This is a genomic window from Corallococcus sp. AB018 (genome assembly GCF_003986945.1).
GTDB classification, from domain to species: Bacteria; Myxococcota; Myxococcia; order Myxococcales; family Myxococcaceae; genus Corallococcus; species Corallococcus exiguus.
This window is the reverse complement of record NZ_RAWR01000203.1, coordinates 1-19579: the sequence shown is the minus strand read 5'-3', so window position 1 is coordinate 19579 and position 19579 is coordinate 1. Positions and strand designations below refer to the sequence as shown.

The window sequence follows — 19579 nt, the reverse complement described above, 5'->3', positions numbered from 1 at the left end:
GCTGGAGCCGCGACACCCGCGACTGGACGCCCGCGGGCCCCGTGCGCCTCAACCCCTCACCGGAAGTGCAGGAGCTGAAGCACATCGGCTGAACCCTCTCACGCGACAACTACCTTGACGCTCACCGGTCATGGCAGCGCTCGACTACGCGCGTCTGAGCGAGGAACTCCCGCGCGCGCGGCTCCTCTTTGTTGCGCATCGAGAGGAGATCCTCACGCAAACGCTCGCGACCTTTCGTCATGCGCTCCGCGACCATTCCTTTGGCGAACTGTGGGTTGGCGGTGACCGCCCCAGATCCTTCGAGCATGTCTTCGCCTCCGTCCAAAGCCTGAATGCTTCAGGCCTCGAGCATCTGGATGCGGCCCACTTCGACGTAGTGATTGTCGACGAGTTCCACCACGCTGCCGCGCCGACTTACCAAAATCTCCTAGAGCACCTCCGCCCAGCTGAACTGCTCGGGCTGACGGCCACACCTGAGCGAAGCGACGGAATGCCCGTGCTCGACTGGTTTGATGGCCGGATTGCTGCGGAATTGAGGCTCTGGGACGCCATCGATCAACACCGACTCGTTCCCTTCGCGTACTACGCCATCCACGACGGAATGGACCTGCGCGAGGTCCCATGGCGCCGAGGACGAGGGTACGACGTCGAAAGCCTCTCGAATCTGTTCACGCACAATGACGCGTGGGTACGGCTCGTTCTGAAAGAGGTCGCACGCCGCTCAGAGGACCTCTCTCAAATGCGGGCCCTCGGCTTCTGCGTCAGCGTCGAACACGCTCGCTTTATGGCGCGGGCCTTCAGCGCGGCTGGCATTCGTTCCGTTGCGATCTGGTCCGACACGCCCGATGGCGAACGCCGCCAGGCACTTCGAGACCTGGCGCAACGGCGCGTGAACATCGTGTTCTCCATCGACCTGTTCAACGAGGGCGTTGACGTGCCAGCCGTTGACACCCTCTTGATGCTGAGACCCACGGACAGTCCTACGCTCTTCCTTCAGCAACTGGGCCGCGGCCTTCGTCGGCATCCTTCTAAGTCGGTGTGCACCGTCCTCGACTTCGTGGGCCATCATCATTCTGAATTCCGGTTCGACCATCGCCTCCGCGCGCTCCTAGGTGGAACCCGCGCCGAGGTGATTAGGCAAGTCGAGAAAGGCTTTCCATTTCTCCCGGCGGGCTGCCACCTGGAGTTTGATCGCGTGGCGAGTGAGATTGTCCTGGCAAGCATCCGCAGCGCCGTCCCATCGCGCTGGAGCGAGAAGGTGGACGAACTGCGCGGGTATGCCAAGGGCGCCGCGGCTGTGTCTCTCACTGGGTTCCTCGCTGAGACTGGGTTGGAGCTTGAAGACATCTACTCAGCGGACAAGTGCTGGTCGGATTTGTGCCAAGACGCAGGGCTCCCCGTGCTTCCGGCAGGTCCCTATGAGCCGTCCTTGCGGCGGGCCTGTGGTCGACTCCTGCATCTTGATGACCCTGCGCGGATTGACACCTACCGTCGGCTCCTAGGGTCAGAAGCAGCTCCAAAGACCGAGGCACTCTCGCTCGTGGACCGGCGCATGCTTCGGATGTTGGTCGCGTCGCTTGTCGACAAGGCGGTGACCAAGGCATCCGCTCTTGAAGAAGGATGCGCAATCCTGTGGGGTCACCCCCAGGTTCGTCAGGAGGTCCTTGCGCTCCTCAACACACTCAGTGGACGTATTTCCCACCTGCCTTCGCCCTTGGTGAGCCACCCGGACGTGCCGCTGACCGTGCACGCTCGCTACACTCGCATTGAGATTTTGGCAGCGTTTGGCGTGGGCGACGGGGCCAAAGTAGCTCCCTGGCAAACAGGCGTTTACTGGGCCAAAGAGTCCAAGACGGACCTACTCGCGTTCACGCTCGACAAGACGAGTGGGCACTTCTCCCCAACGACGCGCTATCGCGACTACGCCATCAGCCGAGACCTCATCCACTGGGAGAGCCAGTCCGTCACGCGGGCTGCTAGCGAAACGGGGCAGCGTTACCAACATCATGCGCAGCAAGGCTCAAGCGTCATGCTCTTCGCGCGGCAGCGCAGTGATGACCGTGCCTTTTACTTCCTCGGCCCTGCAACCTACATGAAGCACGAAGGTGAGCTGCCCATGGCAGTCACCTGGCGGCTCGAACATGCGCTGCCAGGTGACCTCTTTGCATCCTTCGCGGCGGCGGTCGCATAGCAGAGGATTCGAAGGGCCTCCTGCAATCGGGTGCGCATTCACCCGTAGGGCAAGCGCCCTCCTGCCCCGACACCGCGAGCCCTCCGCATGCGCCCTTCCCTCCTGAGGCTGTCGCTCCTCCTGGCCACCCTCTCCCAGGGAGTGGCCCTGGCCCAGGGCACGGACCCCGCGAAGGCGTTGGTCGGCACCTGGGGCGGAGAGCGCACCTATGGACCCGAGGTCCGGGGCGAGCTCACCCTCTTCCGCGACCCGGGCGGCTGGCGTGCATCCATTGGAGGCTTCACCGCCACCGGCGTCCTGGACAAGCAGTCCCTGACGTTCACGCTCCCTGGGGGCCAGGGTGACTTCCGCGGGTCGCTTTCACCCGATGGGAAACGCATCACCGGGCATTGGATTCAACCGCGCATCCTCGTGGGCGGCGTCCGCTACGCCACGCCCATGGAGCTGCGCCTCCTCCAGAAGGACGTGTGGCGCGGCAGGGTCGCGCCCCTGGAGGATCGCTTCACGCTCTACTTCGTCATTCAGGAGATGCCGGACGGAGCCATCCACGCCTTCATCCGCAACCCGGAGAAGAACCTCGGACGACAAGGCACCTTCCGCGTCTCCCTGAAGGACGGCGCCGTCTCTCTCGTGGAGACCCGGCCCGGCGGGATGCGCCTCACCGGCACGTATGACGCCGACGCCGGGAAGCTGTCGTTGAACGTCCTCTTCCTGGGCACGCTCGACCTCACTCGCCGCGAACGCGACCAGGCCGTGGGCCTCCAGCCCCGCACGCCCGCCGAACCCGTCTACACCTACCGCAAGCCCATCGCCGACGGCGACGGCTGGACGACGGCATCCCTCGCGGACGTCGGCATGGATGAAGCGCCCATCCGCGCGCTGATGCAGGGCATCCTCGACACGACACCGGGCCCCACGTCCACGCCGCTCATCGAAGGACTGCTCATCGCGCGCCACGGGAAGCTCGTCGTCGAGGAGTACTTCCACGGCCAGGACTCTGAGCGGCCGCACGACCTGCGCTCCGCCTCGAAGACCTTCGCGCCCCTGCTGGTGGGCGCCGCCATCGACCAGGGCGCGAAGCTGCGGCCGGAGTCACCTGTGTACCCGCTGCTCCCCGGCGGCACCGCGCTGGCCGCGCAGGACCCGCGCAAGGCGCGCATCACGGTGGAACACCTGATGACCATGACGTCGGGGCTCGCGTGCGACGACAACGACGACAGCTCCCCTGGCAACGAGAACACCGTCCAGGACCAACCCTCCGGTTGGTACACATACACGCTGAACCTGCCCATGGCCCGCGAGCCCGGCGAAGACACCGCCGTGTATTGCTCCGCGGGCATCCACCTGCTGGGCGCCGTCCTGCACGAAGCCACGGGCACCTGGCTGCCGGAACTCTTCGAGCGCACCGTCGCAACCCCGCTCCAGATGCGACGCCACCACATCAACCTCTCACCCGACGGCGACGCATACCTGGGTGGTGGGCTCTACCTGCGCCCCCGAGACGCGCTGAAGCTCGGACAGCTGTATCTGTCCGGCGGCGTCTGGAACGGACGGCGGGTCATCAGCCGGCGCTGGGTGGAGCGTTCCACGGCCCGCCACGCGGAGATGAGCCCCGGCAGGACCTACGGCTACGCGTGGTGGCGGCACGAGCTGAAGGTCGGCGACCGCGTCTACGCGGAGTACGAAGCAGGCGGCAACGGCGGGCAGTACGTCATGGTCATTCCCGAGCTCGACCTGGCCGTGGCCTTCACCGGCGCCAACTACGGCCAGTTCGCGCTGTGGAAGCGGGTCCGCGAGGAATTGCTGCCCCGATACATCCTCGCGGCCGCGACCCGGAAGAATTAGCGATGCTGGGCGAGGAGCCAATCCCAGAACGCGTAGTTGTCATACTGCTGCGTCCAGCAGTCGTGCACGCCGCCGGGCAGCACGGTGAGACGCGCGATGTCGCTCCCGGTGGCCACCACGCCGGTCTGCAACGTCCACACGGGGCTGCTGGCGCCCGGGAACAGGTAAGTCACCTTCTGGGTCGGTGACGTCACCTGGACCGACTGAAACAGGCCGTAGTTCTTCGTCACGCTCATCAGCCATGACGTCTCAGCCGACAGCGAGCTGCCGTCCGCGAACGAGTGCACCGCCCACACCGGCACGTTCTTCAGCTGGGTGATGGTGGGCCCCGGCGCGCCGATGTTGGTGGCCATGGGCGCCAGCGCGGCCAGACGGCTCCCGTACGTGTACGCGTACTGCCAGGCGCCGTAGCCACCGAAGCTGATACCCGTCAGGTAGATGCGCGTCGTGTCCACGCGGTAGTTCGCCACGATGAAGCTGATGAACGCGTCGATCGCCGCCGGCTGCCAGTTCGTCGGCGCTCGCGGCGTGAAGACCATCACCTGGTTCTGTCCGAAGTACGCCTTGCCCTGGGCCGTCTTGTGGATGTTCTTCAGCGCCCCATGGCGCGTCACGAACTCCAACAGGTGCGCCTCCGTCGGAGACGTGCCGAACTCGCCAGCACCGTTCAGGTGGATGATGACCGGATAGGACGTGGTGGACGTCAGGTAACCCGGAGGCAGGTACTCACCGTAGCCATAGCCCGCCCCCGTGCTCGCGGGCAGCCGGGCCACGACCTGGTCCTCCGTGGTGAGGGTGAGCCCCGATTCATGCGTTCCCCACGTGTCCGCCTCCCCCGGTTCGAAACTCCCGCCGCAGGCGACAACTCCCAACGCGACAACCAGCGCAATCCATTGCATCCGCATGGTGTTTTCTCCGGGTCTGGGTTTGACGCACGGGCACTCTGCGATTGCAGATAAAAATAGAAAAGCCTCGGTTACACGAATAATCACATTTCACGGCGAATGCACACCGCCGCCACAGGATTCCGATTGAATGGCAATACACATGGACTCCGTGGAGGTACACCGCGCCACGTCCGCCCACGGTTCGCGCCACGCGCGAAGCGCGGTCAGCGCCGGGCTTCTTCGAGCACCCAGGCCTTGAACGCCGCCACGTCCCGCCGGCCCGTCAGGGGACGCGGGTGCACGAGCCAGTAGCTGAAGTCGTTGGGGAGGACCGCCTTGAAGGGTTGGACCAGCCGGCCCGCCTCCAGGTCATCCGCCGCGAGCATCAATCGCCCCAGCGCCACGCCATCTCCGAGCCGGGCCGCCTGGAGCGCCAGCCCGGCGTCGTTGAACACCGGGCCCCGATCCGCGTCCACGCCTGACACCCCTGCGGCATCCAACCAGCGCCTCCAGCCATCCTTGGGCGAGTCGTGGAGCAACCGGACCTTGCCCAGGTCCCCAGGCGCGCGGAGCCGCTTCGCCAGCGCCGGGGTGCACACGGGCGCGAGCCTTTCGGACGCGAGCTGCTCCGCCTTGAGCCCCGTCCACCGGCCCAGCCCGGAGCGGATGCCCACGTCGAAGCGGTCGTCGAGGAAGTCCCAGAGCGCCTCGGAGCTGTTCACGTGCAGCTCGATGTCCGGATGCTGCTTCCGGAAGCGCTCCAGGCGCGGCAACAACCAACACGCCGCGAAGGAGGGCAGCACCGTGAGCCGCAGCGGTCCCTGCTCGCGCGCGTACAGCCGCGTGGTCGCCTCGGACATGCGCTCGAACACGGGCGTCAGCTCGCGCAGGTACTCGGCGCCCCTCGCCGTCAGCGTCAGCGCGTGGCCCCGGCGCTCGAACAGGGAGACACCGAGCCAGTCCTCCAGCTGCCGCACCTGATGGCTGATGGCGGCCTGGGTGACCCGCAGCTCCGTGGCGGCGCGGGTGAAGCTCAGGTGTCGCGCTCCTGCCTCGAAGGCACGGAGGGCACCCAGCGGTGGAATGCGGCGCATGCTCGATGAGCCCCTTTTATCGAGCGCGCGAGGATAGCTCGCTGGGTCGGCGCTCCGAAGTGGAGTCTGTCTGTCCCCCGCGGTGACAAGGCGCGATGGACGCGCCGCGCCCGCGAGGTGCCCCGTCATGATTTCCGCCGAGGTGTGGGTGTTGTTCCTGGGCTACACGGTGCCCATGGTGGTGAGCCCCGGGCCGGGCAACACGGTGCTCGCCACCGCCGGAGGCCGCTTCGGCGTCCGGGGCACGCTGCCCTTCTGGATGGGCTTCGAGGCGGCCAACGTCGCGCTGTGCCTCCTCTACGGCATCGGCCTGGGGCGGGTGCTGCAAGGGCTGCCCGCGCTGCACCAGGTCCTGCGCTGGGGCAGCGTCGTGTACCTGCTCTACCTCGCGTGGGGCTTCTTCCGCGCCTCGGCCACCTCCGGGGAGGCGAGCGACGTAAGAACGCGCCTGGGGTTCGGGGAGGGGCTGCTCGCGGTCGCGCTCAACCCGAAGATCCACTCGATGATCCTGGTGATGTTCTCCCAGTTCCTCGACCCCGCCCGGGGGATGTTCTCCCAGACGGCGCAGCTCACCGCTGCCTTCCTCGTCGTCTGCCTGGCGTGCCACTTCCCGTGGATCTACGGCGGAAAGCTCATCCTGGGGCGCTTCCACTCCGAACGTGCCCTGCGCATCCAGGGCTGGACCTTCGGCGCCTGCATGATCGCCGTCGCGGCCTGGGTGGCCTTCGCCTGACACCAGCGCTCCGGCCGGGGCCCGGCGCGTCCGCTCCCTGTGCCGCGGGGAACGGTGTCTCACAGCTCGCGTGTTTCACGACCTGGAGGAACCGTGGCACGCATGGAGTGCACGCACGCAGGCCAGAACACGGATGTGCTCTTCCGCTTCCTGGTCCAGAGCGCGAAGGACCGCGCCATCTTCGGCATCGACCTGCAAGGGCACATCATCAGCTGGAACCCGGGCGCCGAGCACATCAAGGGCTGGCGCGCCGGGGAGGTCCTGGGCCAGCACTTCCGCATGCTCTTCCCCGAGGACTACCGCCAGCAGGGGCGTCCAGAAACGGAGCTGAAGGAGGCCTTCGAAACGGGGCACTACCAGGGCGAGGAGCCCCGGCAGCGCAAGGACGGGAGCCTCTTCATCGCGGACATAGACCTGTGGCTCTTGCGCGATGACGTGGGCCAGCCCTGCGGGTTCGTGAAGGTCACGCAGGACGTCACCGAGCGCAAGCTGGCGGAGGAGGCGCTGCGGCAGAGCGAGGCGCGGCTGAGCGCCATCCTCGCCTCGCTGGACGAGGGCGTCACCCTGCACGACGAGCACGGGACCATCCGCTTCGCCAACGCCGCCGCGGAGCAGCGGCTGGGCCTGCCCGCAAACCGCTTGCAGGGCCGCACCCCCTTCGCCCCCCGTTGGGAGGCCATCCGGGAGGACGGCAGCCCGTATCCTGGCGAGGAGCATCCCCACATGCGCGCGCTTCGCCTGGGCGAGAACGTGTCTGGCGACGTGATTGGCATCCACCAGACGGGAGGCAGCCGCATCTGGCTGTCGGTCAATGCCCGGCCCCTCCGCACGCCCGATGGCCGCGTCGTGGGTGCGGTCAGCTCCTTCTTCGACATCACCGCGCGCAAGCAGGCGGAGGAGGAACGCGCGGCGCTGCTTGCCCGGGAGCGGGCGTCACGTGCCGAAGCGGAGGCGGAGCGCCGCAAGCTCTACGCCATCTTCGATCAGGCCCCGGTGGGCATCGCCATCTTCCGGGGCCCCCACCACGTCATCCAGTTCGCCAACCCCGTCCAGTGCCGCTTCTGGGAGCGAAGGTGCAGGGAGCTGCTCGGCAGGCCCCTGATAGAAGTGCTGCCCGAGGAGCTGGGGCCGTCCATCATCGAGAAGTCCTGCGACCCCGTCTTCCAGACGGGGGAGTCCCGGGTCTTCACGGAGGAGCGCTTCGAGTTCACCCGCCCGGAGACGGGCGAGCGGGTGGAGCGCTACTTCAACTTCACGCACGTGCCCATGCGGGACATGGCCGGCGCCGTCGAGGGTTTCATGGCGGTGGCCTGGGACGCCACGGACGCGGTGAGGTCGCACCAGCGCGCGGCCGTCCTGGCCCAGCAACTCCAGGACCGCGTCGACTTCGAGCAGCAGCTCATCGGCATCGTCAGCCATGACCTGCGCACCCCGCTCAACGCCATCCACCTGACGGTGAGCGCCATGGCCCGCCGCGACGAGCTCGACGCGCGCACCGCCCAGTCCGTGCTGCGCATCCAGTCCGCCGTACACCGCGCGGTGCGGCTCGTGAGCGACCTGCTCGACTTCACCCAGGCCCGGCTGGGCACGGGCATCCCCATCGCGCCCCGAGCGTCCAACCTGCACCAGGTGGCCCGGCAGGTGCTGGATCAGGTGGATGCGGCGCACCCAGGCCGAACCCTGCGCGTGCAGGAGCGGGGCGACGCGACCGGAGAGTGGGACTCCGAGCGGATTGCCCAGGTGGTGCAGAACCTGGTCACCAACGCCATCAAGTACAGCCCCGAAGCCAGCCCGGTGCAGGTGACGACCCGGGGGGAGGACGGATGGGTGTGCCTGTCCGTCCACAACCAGGGCACGCCCATTCCCCAGGAGAAGCTGCCCGGCATCTTCGAACCCCTCCAGCGCGCGACGTCGGAGGTGGGCTCCACCGGCCGCAGCGTGGGCCTGGGGCTCTACATCGTGAAGCAGTTGGTGGACGCCCACGGCGGCACCGTCGACGTCGCCTCCACCCCCAGGGAAGGCACCACGTTCACCGTGCGCCTGCCCCGGCACGGGGATTCACGCGGGCAGTGACTTCAGGAACGCCAGCAGCGCGGCGTTCACCTCCGCGGGGCGCTCCTGGTGAATCCAGTGGCCCGCGCCTGGGATGACGAGCACGTCCTGGAGCCGGGGCACCAGGGCCTTCATGGGGTCCAGCGGAGCGAAGGCGCGGCCCGGGTCCTTCTCTCCGGTGATGAACAGGGCGGGCTGCTGGATGAGGGCCGTCGCCAGCTCGGGCAACTCCGCCCAGTCGCGGTCCATGTTGCGGTAGCGATTGAGCCCGCCGCGGAAGCCGCTGTGTTCCAGCTCCTTCGCGAGGTGCGCGAGGTCCGCCTCCGTGAGCCACGCGGGCAGCGGATCCGGCACCTGGAGGCCGGTGAGGAAGCCGTCACCCTGGCGGCGCGACTTCACGGCCTCGGCCTGCGTGTCGAAGCCGGGGGTGCCTCCCAGGGTGATGCGGAGCGTCCTCGGGATGTCCGCTTCGAGCTCCGCCTCGGCGATGCCCGGCTCCTGGAAGTAGAGGATGTAGAACCACTTGTCCCCGAACACGTGCCGGAAGAGCTGGGTCGGCGGCATGGGCGTGCGGCCCAGGTGCGGCACGCTCATGCCCACGACGGCGCGGAAGCGGTCCGGGTGCAGCGCGGCGCAATTCCACGCCATCGCCGAGCCCCAGTCGTGGCCCACCACCACCGCGGTCTTCTCGCCCAGCGCATCGAGCAGGCCCACGAAGTCCGCCACCAGCTGCTTCATGCTGTAGGCCTCGATGGGTTCGGGCCGGTCGCTCTGGCCGTAGCCGCGAACGTCAGGCGCGACCGCGTGGTAGCCGGCGTCCGCGAGCGCCCGGAGCTGGTGGCGCCACGAGTACGCGGACTCCGGCCAGCCATGGAGGAGCAGGACCAGCGGGCCCTGGCCGGCCTCGCTGATGCGCAGGTGGATGCCATTCGTCCGGACGGTGCGGTGGGTGATGTCAGCCATGGGAGCGTTCTGCACGACGCACTGCCCGCTGTCATTCCACGGATGACGGTGGGTTCGGATGATGACGGAGGCCATCGGGCCGGTGACGGGAGTCACCAGGCACGGGCCCCACACGGGCTCCAGCGCCCCTTCGCGTTGCCCGTGAAATCCGTGGGTTGCCCGCGGCCGCCCCGTCCCTGGGGGGCTGGCACACCGGCTGCTATGGGGTCCTGCATCGCTTCACCCGAACCCAATCCCTTTCGAGGTCCCCCGCCATGGCCATCTCGCCCCTCCGCAGCACCTCCGCTTCCGTGTCCCGCCTGCCGGTGCAGGACGCCGCCTCCCCCCGCCTCGCGGGTCGTCCGGGTGGCGTGGACGGGTTCTCCTCCAGCCAGAAGCCGGGCTCGCCGGGGCTCGCGGCGTTCCAGAAGGACGGCTTCGACATCGGCGCTGGCAAGGGCGCGGAGCTGGGCAAGCTGCTGCAGGACACGCTGTCCGCGCTGACGTCCATCGTGCAGTTGGTGGCGCAGGCCGTGCCGGGCGGCGCGCAGGCGCTCCAGGGTGTCTCCGGGGCCCAGGGTGCGCAGGGCGCCTCGGGCGGGAAGTGCGGCACGGGTTCGCAGTCCTTCTCCGACAGCAGCTTCACGCCGCAGGACACGTCGCGTCCTCCCGTGGCGCTCAACGGCAACACCGGCGTCGTGGGCCCGTCGGCTTCGCAGTCGCAGGCGTCCAACGGCAACACCGGCGTCGTGGGGCCCACGACTTCGTCCTCGAGCGGCGGCTCGAAGCTGGGCGGCAACCTGCCCGCGGGGCTGGAGAAGTTCCGCGGCGCCATCGAGTCCGCCGCCGCCAAGACGGGCATGCCGGCGGAGATGCTGGCCGCGCAAATCTGGCAGGAGTCGCGCGGCAACCTGGACGCCGTCACCACCAACGGCGGCAACGGCCTGACGGACACCGGCCTGATGCAGGTCAACCCCAACACCTACGGGGAGCTGCAGGCGAAGCACCCGGAGCTCCAGGGCAAGGACCTCTCCGACCCGGAGACCAACATCCTGGCGGGCGCCTTCTACATGAAGGACATGAAGGAGCAGTTCGGCAGCGATGAGCTGGCCCTGCGCGCCTACAACTCCGGCCCCAACGGCGTGGACAAGAGCAACCCGGACGCCATCCCCGCCGGCACCGGCGACGCCACCTACGTGCAGAAGGTGAAGTCCTTCATGAACACGCTGGCCACCGGCCAGGGCTCGCTGCCCGCGTAGAAGCCTGACGGGATGGGGGCGTCCTGGGCCTCATCCCGCCTCCGTCCCCGGTGCTCCAGGCAACCGCAAGGTGAAGCGCGCGCCCCCCAACGGCCCCTCCTCCACCTGGAGGGTGCCGCCGTGCTGGGTGACGATGGCGTGCACGATGGAGAGCCCCAGCCCGCTGCCGCTCGCCTTCGTCGTGAAGAAGGGCTCGAAGAGCCTCCCCTGCGCCTCCACCGGCACGCCGGGCCCGCTGTCGTCCACGAAGAGCGCCACCTCCCCTCCCCGCGCGCTCGAGCTGAAGCGCACCCGGCCTCCCTGCGGCGTCGCCTCCAGCGCGTTGAGCGCCAGGTTCAGCAGCACCTGCCGCAGCCGCTCCTCCTCCCCCCACGCCTCCAACGCGCCCGGCGGCTCCACCTCCAGCGTCACGCCGCGCTGCTCGGCCTGCCAGGCCAGGAGGCTGCTCACCCGCTCGAACAGCGGCGCCACCGCCACGGCGCCCGACTTGAACTCGCGGGGACGGGCGAACTGGAGGAAGTCCTCGAGGATGTGATCCAGGCGGCGGATTTCATCCCGCACCAGCAGCAGCGGCTCCAGGAGCGGCCCCTGGACGGACTCCTCCAGCCTGCGCACCCGCCGCTCCAGGACGGTGAGCTGCAGGGCGGCGGCGTTGAGGGGGTTGCGGATTTCATGCGTCAGGCCCGCGGTCAGCGTGCCCACCGCGGCCAGCTTCTCCGTCATCTGCGCGCGCCGGGCCAGCGCCTGCTTCTCACGGTGCAGCCGCACCTGGCGCAGCGCCTGCTCCAGGGTCACCAGCAGCTCCGGCGTGGCGCAGGGCTTGAGCAGGTACGCGCACGCGCCCGCGTGCACCGCGGCCACCGCGGCCTCCAGCATGCCCAGGCCGGTGAGCAGCACCACCTCCCCGTCCGGCACCAGCGCCTTGAGCCGGGGAGCGAGCCACGTGCCCTCTCCGTCCGGCAGCCGGACGTCCACCAGCGCCACGTCGAAGCCCGCCGGCGCCCGCTCCAGCGCCCCCGCGCAGCTCGTCGCGCTGGAGACGACGTAGCCCTGGTCCTCCAGCAGCTCCCGCATGTTGTCCAGGAACGCCGCGTTGTCATCCACCACCAGCACCCGGGGACGCTCCCCCGCGCTCCCCGGCCCCGTCACGCGCGGCCTCCGTGCACCTGCTCCAGCTCCGCGAGCAGCGCCCCGGTGTCGAAGGGCTTGCGGACCAGCCGGCCCTCGAAGTCCGCGGGCAGCGCCTCCGGATAGGCCGTGACGACGAAGGGAGTGGTGCCAGGGAAGCGCTCCTGTACGCGGCGCAGCGCCTCGCCGTCAGGGCCGCCCGGCACGCGCAGGTCCACGAGCGCCGCGAAGGGGCGGACGGGCTCCAGGCCCACCACGTCCGGCACCGAGTGCGCGACCACGGCCGTGAAGCCGCGCTCGCGCAGCACCTCCGTGAGGTTGTCCGCGAGGCGAACGTCGTCCTCCACCAGCACGACGAGTCCGTCGCGGCGGGCCCGCGTGAGCAGCTCCACCAGCGCGGGCACCGGCACCGGCTTGGGCAGCACCGCGAGCACGCCCTCCGCGCGCGCTCGCGCGAGCTCGGCCTCTCCGGGGTGCGCGGTGATGACGATGGCCGCGAGCCCCGGGTCCCGCTGACGCAGGTGGTGCACCAGCGCGGCGCCGCTCATTCCAGCCATGCGCATGTCGGTGATGAGCACGTCGTAGCGCTCCTCGCGCGCGGCCTGGAGCGCGGCGTCGCCCCGGTCCACCACGGTGGCCGAGTGGCCTGCGTCCTCGAGGATCTCCGCCAGGTTCTCCGCGAAGGCCCGGTTGTCATCCACCAACAGGAAGCGGCCCATCAGGAAGGCTCCAGCGTCAGGGGAAGCTCCACCACGAAGCGGGCCCCGCCCGGCCCGGATCCGGCTTCGGCGGGAGCGTACGCGATGCCACCTCCATGCCTTTCCAGGATGCGCCGCACGAGCGCCAGCCCCAGCCCCAGCCCGCGCGCCTTCGTGGTCATCAATGGCTCGAAGACGCGCGCGCGGATGGAAGGGTCCAGGCCCGGGCCGCTGTCCTCCAACACCAGGCGGATCCGCCGTACCCCGGCCTCCGGGACGTCCGCCGTCAGCCACACCTCGCCTTCGCGCTCGCCCAGGGCCTGCACCGCGTTCTGCAGCAGGTTCACGAAGACCTGCCGCAGCTGCACCGCGTCTCCTTCCAGCGAGGGCAGCGCCTCCAGGCCCTCGGTGCGCACGCGCACGTGTTCGGGCGGCGCGACGGCCTCGCGCGCGGAGACCCAGACCTCCGCGAGCCGCAGCGGCGCGCGGACCAGCGGGCGGGAACGGATCATGTCCAGCAGGCTGGTGACGATGTGGTTGGCGACCTCCACCTGTTCCCCGATGCGGTCCAGGTGCTTGGCCACGCGCGCGTCCTCCTTCGCGGCGGGGCGGCCCTTGAGGATGAAGAGCGACGTCTCGATGACGCCCAGCGGGTTGCGCAGCTCGTGGCCAATGGAGCCCACCAGCTGCCCGAAGGTCGCCAGCCGCTCGGCCCGGGCCCCCTGGGCCAGCAGGTCCTCGCGGTACGTGTGCAGCATGATGGCGAGCTCCAGGTCGAGGATCTTCCCCAGCGCCCGGTCCAGGCGGGCGGCCCGGTCGGGGTCGCCGCGCAGCGACTCCTCCATCACCGCCGTCAGCTCCTGGCGCAGCAGGTTCATGGCGCCGAACATGTAATGCTGCGGCAGGTGGATGCGCACGTGCACCCGTCCGATGCGGCAGCGGCGCTCGAAGTAGGCCGCGTCCCACGGCCCCAGGAGCAGCGACCCCATCCAGTCCTGGAGGGTCACCTTGAGGTGGCCCACCTGGCTCTCGCCGCCCTCCAGCGCCTTGCGCGCCCCCGGGTGTTCGAGGATGCGCCGGTAGAAGACGTCCGCGATGCGCTCGAAGTGCGCGCAGGCGATGGGGTGCAGCTCCCGCAGGGCCTCCCCGTCGATAGCGGAGAAGCCCACGTAGCGCTGGAGTTCCTCCAGGACGTCGTCCGTCACGCCTTCAGGTCTGGCTTCCATGGCGAATCCCTTCCTTGCGCGCGGGGCCTCAGGAGGCGGCCGGCTCCTCGTCCGGGCCGGTGTCACCGCCGCCGTACTCCTTGAGCTTGTATTGGATCTTCCGCACGCTGATGCCCAGCACCTCCGCGGCGCGCGTGGTGGAGCCCTGCACCATCTCCAGCGTGCGGAGGATGGCCTCGCGTTCGATGGCGGCGAGCGTCGCGCCGGGGATGAGCCGGTCGCCGCTCCCCGCGCTGGGGCGGGGGCCGCGCAGCACGGGCGGCAGGTCGTCCGCCGTGAGCTCCTCTCCTCGCGCGAGCACCACGGCGCGCTCCACCACGTTCTCCAGCTCGCGGATGTTGCCCGGCCAGTCGTGGCTCATCAGCGCCTCCAGGGTGCCGGGCGCCAGCCCCTTCACGGCCCTGCCATGGGCCGCGTTGCAGCGCTCGATGAAGTGGCTCACCAGCGCGGGGATGTCCGCCTTGCGCCGGCGCAGGGGCGGCAGCGTCACCGCCACCACGTTGAGGCGGTAGTAGAGGTCCTCGCGGAAGCGGCCCGCCGCCACCTCCGCCTCCAGGTCACGGTGGGTGGCCGCCACGATGCGCACGTCCACCTTCAACGTCTGCGTGCCGCCCACGCGTTCGAACTCGCGGCCCTGCAGCACGCGCAGCAGCTTCACCTGCACGGCCGGGGAGATTTCGCCAATCTCGTCCAGGAACAGGGTGCCCCCGTCCGCCAGCTCGAAGCGGCCCTCCTTGCGCGCCAGGGCGCCGGTGAAGGCCCCCCGCTCGTGGCCGAACAGCTCGCTCTCCAGCAGGCCCTCGCTGAGCGCCGCGCAGTGCACCTTCACGAAGGGGCGCGCCTTGCGCGGGCTGAGTTCGTGCAGCGCCTGGGCCACCAGCTCCTTGCCCGTGCCGCTCTCGCCCAGGATGAGCACCGTGGCCCGCGTGGGGGCCGCCTGGTGGATGAGGGAATACACGCCCTGGAGCTCGGGCGCGTCCCCGATGATGTTGCCCACGCGGAAGCGCTCCGCCACCCGCTCCCGCAGCTGCCGCGTCTCCTGCTTCAGCCGGCGCGTCTCCAGCGCCTTGCCCAGCACGACGAGCACGGCGTTCAGGTCCAGCGGCTTGGTGAGGTAGCTCTCCGCGCCCAGGCGCATGGCCTCCACCGCCGCCTCCACCGTGGCGAACGCCGTCATCATCACGAAGGCCGCGTCGCTGCCGTCCTCCTTCGCGCGGCGCAGCAGGGTGACGCCGTCCATGCGAGGCATCCGCACGTCGGTGAGCACCAGCGAGGGTGAGAAGTCCGGGAGCGCGGCGAGCGCCTCCGCGCCGTCCGCGGCCTCACGCACCTCGTACCCCTCCTCCGCGAGGAGGGTGGCCAGGGCGCGCCGCGCGTTCACCTCGTCATCCACGACCAGGATGCGTTCCGGGGGCATGCCCCTGCTTACCAGAGATGAATCCGGGGCCTTCATGCGTTCGCGTCCCGGGCCCGCGCATCCGCGCACGCCTGGCAGCAGCGCGCCTCCGGGACGGCGAGCAGCCGCTGCCGGCCGATGGCGCCCCCACACCGCTCGCAACCTCCGAAGCGGCCCTGCTCGATGCGCTCGAGCGCCGCCTCCACCTCCGCCAGCTCGTGCGGCGGAAGTCGCGCTCCCCGCACGGGCGTCCGGGCAGCCAACGCCGCGCACGACGCACGCAGCGCGTTCCGGCGGGACAGGAGCATCCGCAGCGCCAGGGTCGTGATGGGGTCCGCGTGCATGAAGTCCTCGTCCGTGCGGGCTTCAGGAGGCCGGGGGAAGTGACAGGGCGGCGGAGCGCTTGCGCCGCGCCGCGAGCACGCCCGGCACCGCGAGCACCGCGACGGCCACCGTCACCAGCGCGGCGCCCGCCAGCTCCCGGACGCTCACGCCGGGGAGCCCCAGCCACGCCGCGAGCACGGCCGTCGCGCCCACGCCCGCGAACACACTGGAAGCGCGGTTGATGGGCACGGTGAAGGTGTTCTCCCGCGCATCCAGCAGCACCAGTCCACCGAAGATGCCGCTGCCCTGGGACAGGAGCCCCACGGCCAGCTCCACGGCCAGCGTGGGCCGTGTGAACATCCCGGTGAAGCCCTCGCGCAGCTGCTCCGCCGCGCCCCCCACGCCCGCCAGGGCCCACAGCGCGAGCAGGACGACGAGCGCGGGCGCGGCCACCATCTGCTCCTCCACGAAGTAGCGCTCGCGCGCGCCGGGGACGTGGTTCTTCGCCAGCCGGCTCATGAAGCGCAGCCGCACGAAGTAGCCGACGACGTACACCGCCCAGTCCAGTCCCGCCACCAGGGAGAGGCGCGGCTCCGCGCCCGGCCCCGTCGCGACGAGCAGCGCCGCCAGGCTCACCCCCAACGCGACACGCGAAGGCCACGCGACGCTCCGGCCGCTCACCGCGTCCACCAGCGGCGCGAGCACCAGCACGCCGCCGCGCATCAGCAGCATCATGAAGACGATGGAGGTGCCGTCGAAGGTGTACGCCAGCGTGGTGGTGGCGATGATGCCCGTGGTGCACAGGCCGGACAGGAAGGTCCAGCGCCCCGGCCAGGGCAGGCTCACCGGCCCGAAGCGCAGGCGCCCCGCGTGCTGGAAGGAGCCGCTCCACGCCAGGTACGTGAACATCCCCACGAGCGTGGCCAGCGCCGTGGAGGGCAGCAGCACGAAGCCCGGCAGCCCCGCGCTCATCCCCGGCAGTGCGCCCAGGCTCAGCGCCTTCGTCAGCGCGCTGTAGGGCAGGTAGCAGGCGAAGTACCCCAGCGCGAACCACCCGATGGCGACCGGGGCCTTGGGAGACGGACTCATCGTCTGCTCGCCACGCACCAGGGGCAGCACCGGGCCTCGGGCAGGACATGGAGCCGCTCGGGCTCGATGACGGCGCCGCAGCCCTCGCACCGGGGCAGGCCGTCCGCCGGAAGGTGTTCCAGCGCGCGCTCCAGCGCCTCCAGGGCCCGCGCCTCGCGAGCGTCGAGCGCGTCGAGCAGCCGCGTCTCCTCCAGGGCCATCGCGCGGTCCACCCACTCGGGGGCCCCGGCGCCGGTGACTTCACGCAGCAGCTCCCGGTGCTTGCGCCTCATCTCCAGCAGGGCCCGCCACCGCTGGCGCAACCTCTGGCCTGCCTCGTCACGCGTGGCATTCATCGAGCGTCCTCCATTTCCCGTATCGCGTCCCGGGCCCCCCACGCTGCGCGGCCCACCCCCGTTGCTCTACAGGATGCATGCCAGTCTTGTCCCGGGCCTTGCGTGGCGCGCCCCGCAGGAGTTGCACGAAAGCCCCCGTGCACCGCGCAACGCTTGCGCCCACCCGGCCCCCGGGGCCGGTGTCCCCGCCGCGCATGGCGGATGCAGAGTCCGGCGAAGAGCCCGCGGCCGCCTTCGCGCGCCGGAAGGAACACGCCCATGCGCATCGCCTTCTTCGACACCCACCGCTTCGACCGCACCGCCTTCGAGGAGGCCAACGCCGCGTTCGGCCATGAGTTCACCTGGTTCGAGCCCCGCCTGACGCCCCAGACGGTGGGACTGGCGGCGGGCTTCCCCGGGGTGTGCTCCTTCGTGAATGACCGGCTGGACGGCCCCTGCCTCCAGGCGCTGGCGCAAGGGGGCACGCGGCTGGTGGCGCTGCGCTCGGCGGGCTTCAACCACGTGGACCTGTCGGAGGCCGCCCGGCTGGGGATGACCGTCGTCCGGGTACCCGAGTACTCACCGCAGTCCGTGGCCGAGCACACCGCGGCGCTCGTGCTCGCGCTCAACCGCAAGGTGCACCGCGCCTACGCGCGGGTGCGCGAGTGGAACTTCTCGCTGGACGGGCTGGTGGGGTTCGACCTGCACGGCAAGACGGTGGCCCTGGTGGGGCTGGGGCGCATCGGCCGCGCCACCGCCCGCATCTTCCACGGCTTCGGCTGCCGGCTGCTCGCGGTGGATCCCCAGCTGAAGGAAGAGGACGCGCGGCAGCTGCACCTGGAGCCCGTGGCGCTCCCGGAGGCCCTGGCCCGGGCGGACATCCTCTCGCTGCACCTGCCCCTCACGCCCGGCACGCGCCACCTCATCGACGCGGCGGCGCTCGCGCGGATGAAGCCCGGAGCGATGCTCATCAACACCGGCCGGGGGGCGCTCATCGACAGCCATGCCCTGCTGGCGGCGCTCAAGTCGGGCCACCTGGGGGCCGCCGGGCTGGACGTGTACGAAGAGGAGGAAGGCGTCTTCTTCCAGGACCTCTCCGGACAGGTGCTCCAGGACGACGTGCTCGCGCGGCTGCTCACCTTCCCCAACGTGCTCATCACCGCGCACCAGGCCTTCCTCACCCGTGAAGCGCTGGGCGCCATCGCCCGCACCACGCTCGAAAGCATCCGCCGCTTCGAGCGGGGCGAGCCCCTGGAGGCGACGGAGGTCCGGGCCGAGCAGGTGCGCCCCCGCTGAAAGTCCGGAAGGCCGCCCGCGTCAACCGCCGCGGGGGGCGCGCGCACGGGCCCGCGCCATCCCGCGCAAGAGCAGCTTGCGCAGCTCCAGCACGCTCACCGGGATGAACCCCAGCCCCAGGGCGAGCGCGAGGTGCGCGGCGTCCAGCGGCACCAGCGAGAAGAACGCGGCGAGCGCGGGCACCTCCGGCAGGGCGGCCTGCAGCGCCAGGGTGAGGGCCGCCACCGCGAGCAGCGGCCGGTTGTCGAAGGCGCCCACCTCCCAGTGGAGCAGGTCCACGCTGCGCGCGGCGAAGGCCCGCAGCACCTGGCAGCACACCAGCACGGTGAAGGTCAGCGTGCGCGCCTCCTCCACCGGCAGGCGCTGGAGGCTCCAGAGGAAGGTGCCCAGCGTGACGGCGGCATCCAGCAGGCCGGTGGCCAGCACCGCGCCCCACTCGGGGCGTCCCAGCATGGGCGCCTCCGGACGGCGGGGCGGGTGGCGCATGACGTCCGGCGAGACAGGGTCCATCACCAGCGCGAGCGCCGGCAGCCCGTCCGTCACCAGGTTCACCCAGAGCAGGTGCAGGGGCAGGAGCGGCAGGGGCAGCCCCAAGAGCGACGCGCACAGCATCAGCACCAATTCGCCGGCGTTGCCCGCCAGCAGGTAGACGAGCGTCTTGCGGATGTTCTCGTAGATGCCGCGCCCCTCGCGCACGGCCGCCACGATGCTCGCGAAGTTGTCGTCCGTGAGGATGAGGTCGGACGCCTCGCGGGTGACCTCCGCGCCGGTGCGGCCCATGGCGATGCCGATGTGCGCCTCGCGCAGCGCGGGCGCGTCGTTCACGCCATCTCCCGTCATGGCGACGACCTCCCCGCGCGCCTTCCACCCGCGCACGATGTGGAGCTTCTGCTCCGCGGTCGCTCGCGCGTGCACGATGCCCTCGGGCGATTCACCCTCGCGCACCAGGCCCAGCTCCTTCGCGATGGCCAGGGCGGTGGCCGGGTGGTCGCCGGTGATCATCACCGTGCGCACCCCGGCGTCGCGCGCCGCGCGCACGGCCTCCACCGCCTCCGGGCGGGGCGGATCCGCGAGCCCCACCAGCCCCAGCAGCGTGAGCCCCTGC

16 protein-coding genes and 1 pseudogene are annotated in these 19579 nt (G+C 70.3%); 6 read left to right on the top strand and 11 right to left on the bottom strand.

What is annotated here, in order from left to right; genetic code table 11:
- Nucleotides 1-127: 127 nt before the first annotated feature.
- Nucleotides 128-2191 (top strand): annotated as a pseudogene (locus D7Y11_RS33195) (DUF3427 domain-containing protein); the annotation flags it as partial.
- Between the two features lie 87 nt (nt 2192-2278).
- The gene (locus tag D7Y11_RS33190; RefSeq protein ID WP_126935699.1) at nt 2279-4036 is read left to right on the top strand and encodes a serine hydrolase; all 1758 of its coding nucleotides are present in this window, start codon (nt 2279-2281) and stop codon (nt 4034-4036) included.
- Here D7Y11_RS33190 and D7Y11_RS33185 read toward each other — a convergent pair.
- Together D7Y11_RS33185 and gcvA are read right to left on the bottom strand one after the other, a co-directional pair.
- Complete coding sequence (locus D7Y11_RS33185) at nt 4033-4941, bottom strand: PHB depolymerase family esterase (RefSeq protein ID WP_126935698.1); 909 nt, start codon at nt 4939-4941, stop codon at nt 4033-4035. The two genes, D7Y11_RS33190 and D7Y11_RS33185, sit on opposite strands and share 4 nt — an antisense overlap.
- Before the next feature lie 206 nt (nt 4942-5147).
- Nucleotides 5148-6017: a transcriptional regulator GcvA gene (gene gcvA, locus D7Y11_RS33180; protein WP_120578828.1), complete on the bottom strand. Its 870-nt coding sequence runs from the start codon at nt 6015-6017 to the stop codon at nt 5148-5150.
- A 127-nt stretch (nt 6018-6144) separates the two neighbouring features.
- Between gcvA and D7Y11_RS33175 the strand changes: the two genes are divergently transcribed.
- Nucleotides 6145-6750: a LysE family translocator gene (locus D7Y11_RS33175; RefSeq protein WP_120578829.1), complete on the top strand. Its 606-nt coding sequence runs from the start codon at nt 6145-6147 to the stop codon at nt 6748-6750.
- 102 nt (nt 6751-6852) lie between these two features.
- Entirely contained in the window at nt 6853-8823 is a 1971-nt protein-coding gene (locus tag D7Y11_RS33170; RefSeq protein WP_121754696.1) for a PAS domain-containing sensor histidine kinase, read from the top strand.
- Here D7Y11_RS33170 and D7Y11_RS33165 read toward each other — a convergent pair.
- On the bottom strand, nt 8809-9765 hold the full coding sequence (locus tag D7Y11_RS33165; RefSeq protein ID WP_126935696.1) for an alpha/beta fold hydrolase: 957 nt from the start codon (nt 9763-9765) through the stop codon (nt 8809-8811). The genes D7Y11_RS33170 and D7Y11_RS33165 overlap by 15 nt on opposite strands.
- 254 nt (nt 9766-10019) lie before the next feature.
- Between D7Y11_RS33165 and D7Y11_RS33160 the strand changes: the two genes are divergently transcribed.
- Nucleotides 10020-11003, top strand: a complete 984-nt coding sequence (locus D7Y11_RS33160) for a lytic transglycosylase domain-containing protein (protein ID WP_126935695.1) — start codon at nt 10020-10022, stop codon at nt 11001-11003.
- A gap of 30 nt (nt 11004-11033) precedes the next feature.
- On the opposite strand, the gene D7Y11_RS33155 is transcribed toward D7Y11_RS33160, so the two are convergent.
- Genes D7Y11_RS33155 through D7Y11_RS33125 form a run of 7 tightly spaced genes read right to left on the bottom strand, consistent with a single transcriptional unit; the run spans nt 11034 to nt 17199 of the window.
- Nucleotides 11034-12152: a sensor histidine kinase gene (locus D7Y11_RS33155; RefSeq protein WP_233607462.1), complete on the bottom strand. Its 1119-nt coding sequence runs from the start codon at nt 12150-12152 to the stop codon at nt 11034-11036.
- Complete coding sequence (locus tag D7Y11_RS33150; protein WP_120578832.1) at nt 12149-12850, bottom strand: response regulator; 702 nt, start codon at nt 12848-12850, stop codon at nt 12149-12151. The genes D7Y11_RS33155 and D7Y11_RS33150 overlap by 4 nt, the downstream gene beginning before the upstream one ends.
- Nucleotides 12850-14055 (bottom strand): sensor histidine kinase, encoded by a 1206-nt coding sequence (locus D7Y11_RS33145; protein ID WP_217276068.1) that lies wholly within the window; start codon nt 14053-14055, stop codon nt 12850-12852. Before D7Y11_RS33145 ends, D7Y11_RS33150 begins: the two co-directional genes overlap by 1 nt.
- A gap of 28 nt (nt 14056-14083) precedes the next feature.
- Nucleotides 14084-15472 (bottom strand): sigma-54 dependent transcriptional regulator, encoded by a 1389-nt coding sequence (locus D7Y11_RS33140; protein ID WP_126935694.1) that lies wholly within the window; start codon nt 15470-15472, stop codon nt 14084-14086.
- Between the two features lie 32 nt (nt 15473-15504).
- Nucleotides 15505-15795, bottom strand: coding sequence for a TraR/DksA C4-type zinc finger protein (locus tag D7Y11_RS33135; RefSeq protein WP_126935693.1), 291 nt, complete (start codon nt 15793-15795; stop codon nt 15505-15507).
- 22 nt (nt 15796-15817) lie between these two features.
- Nucleotides 15818-16864 (bottom strand): hypothetical protein, encoded by a 1047-nt coding sequence (locus D7Y11_RS33130; RefSeq protein ID WP_126935692.1) that lies wholly within the window; start codon nt 16862-16864, stop codon nt 15818-15820.
- Nucleotides 16861-17199 carry a hypothetical protein gene (locus D7Y11_RS33125; RefSeq protein ID WP_120578836.1) on the bottom strand — a complete coding sequence of 113 codons (339 nt, stop codon included), beginning with the start codon at nt 17197-17199 and terminating at the stop codon, nt 16861-16863. Before D7Y11_RS33125 ends, D7Y11_RS33130 begins: the two co-directional genes overlap by 4 nt.
- A 258-nt stretch (nt 17200-17457) precedes the next feature.
- Here D7Y11_RS33125 and D7Y11_RS33120 point away from each other — a divergent pair, with 258 nt between their 5' ends.
- Entirely contained in the window at nt 17458-18474 is a 1017-nt protein-coding gene (locus D7Y11_RS33120) for a 2-hydroxyacid dehydrogenase (RefSeq protein ID WP_126935691.1), read from the top strand.
- A gap of 21 nt (nt 18475-18495) precedes the next feature.
- Here D7Y11_RS33120 and D7Y11_RS33115 read toward each other — a convergent pair.
- Nucleotides 18496-19579, bottom strand: a 1084-nt coding sequence (locus D7Y11_RS33115; protein ID WP_148139244.1) for a cation-translocating P-type ATPase, incomplete at its 5' end; no start/stop codon positions are given.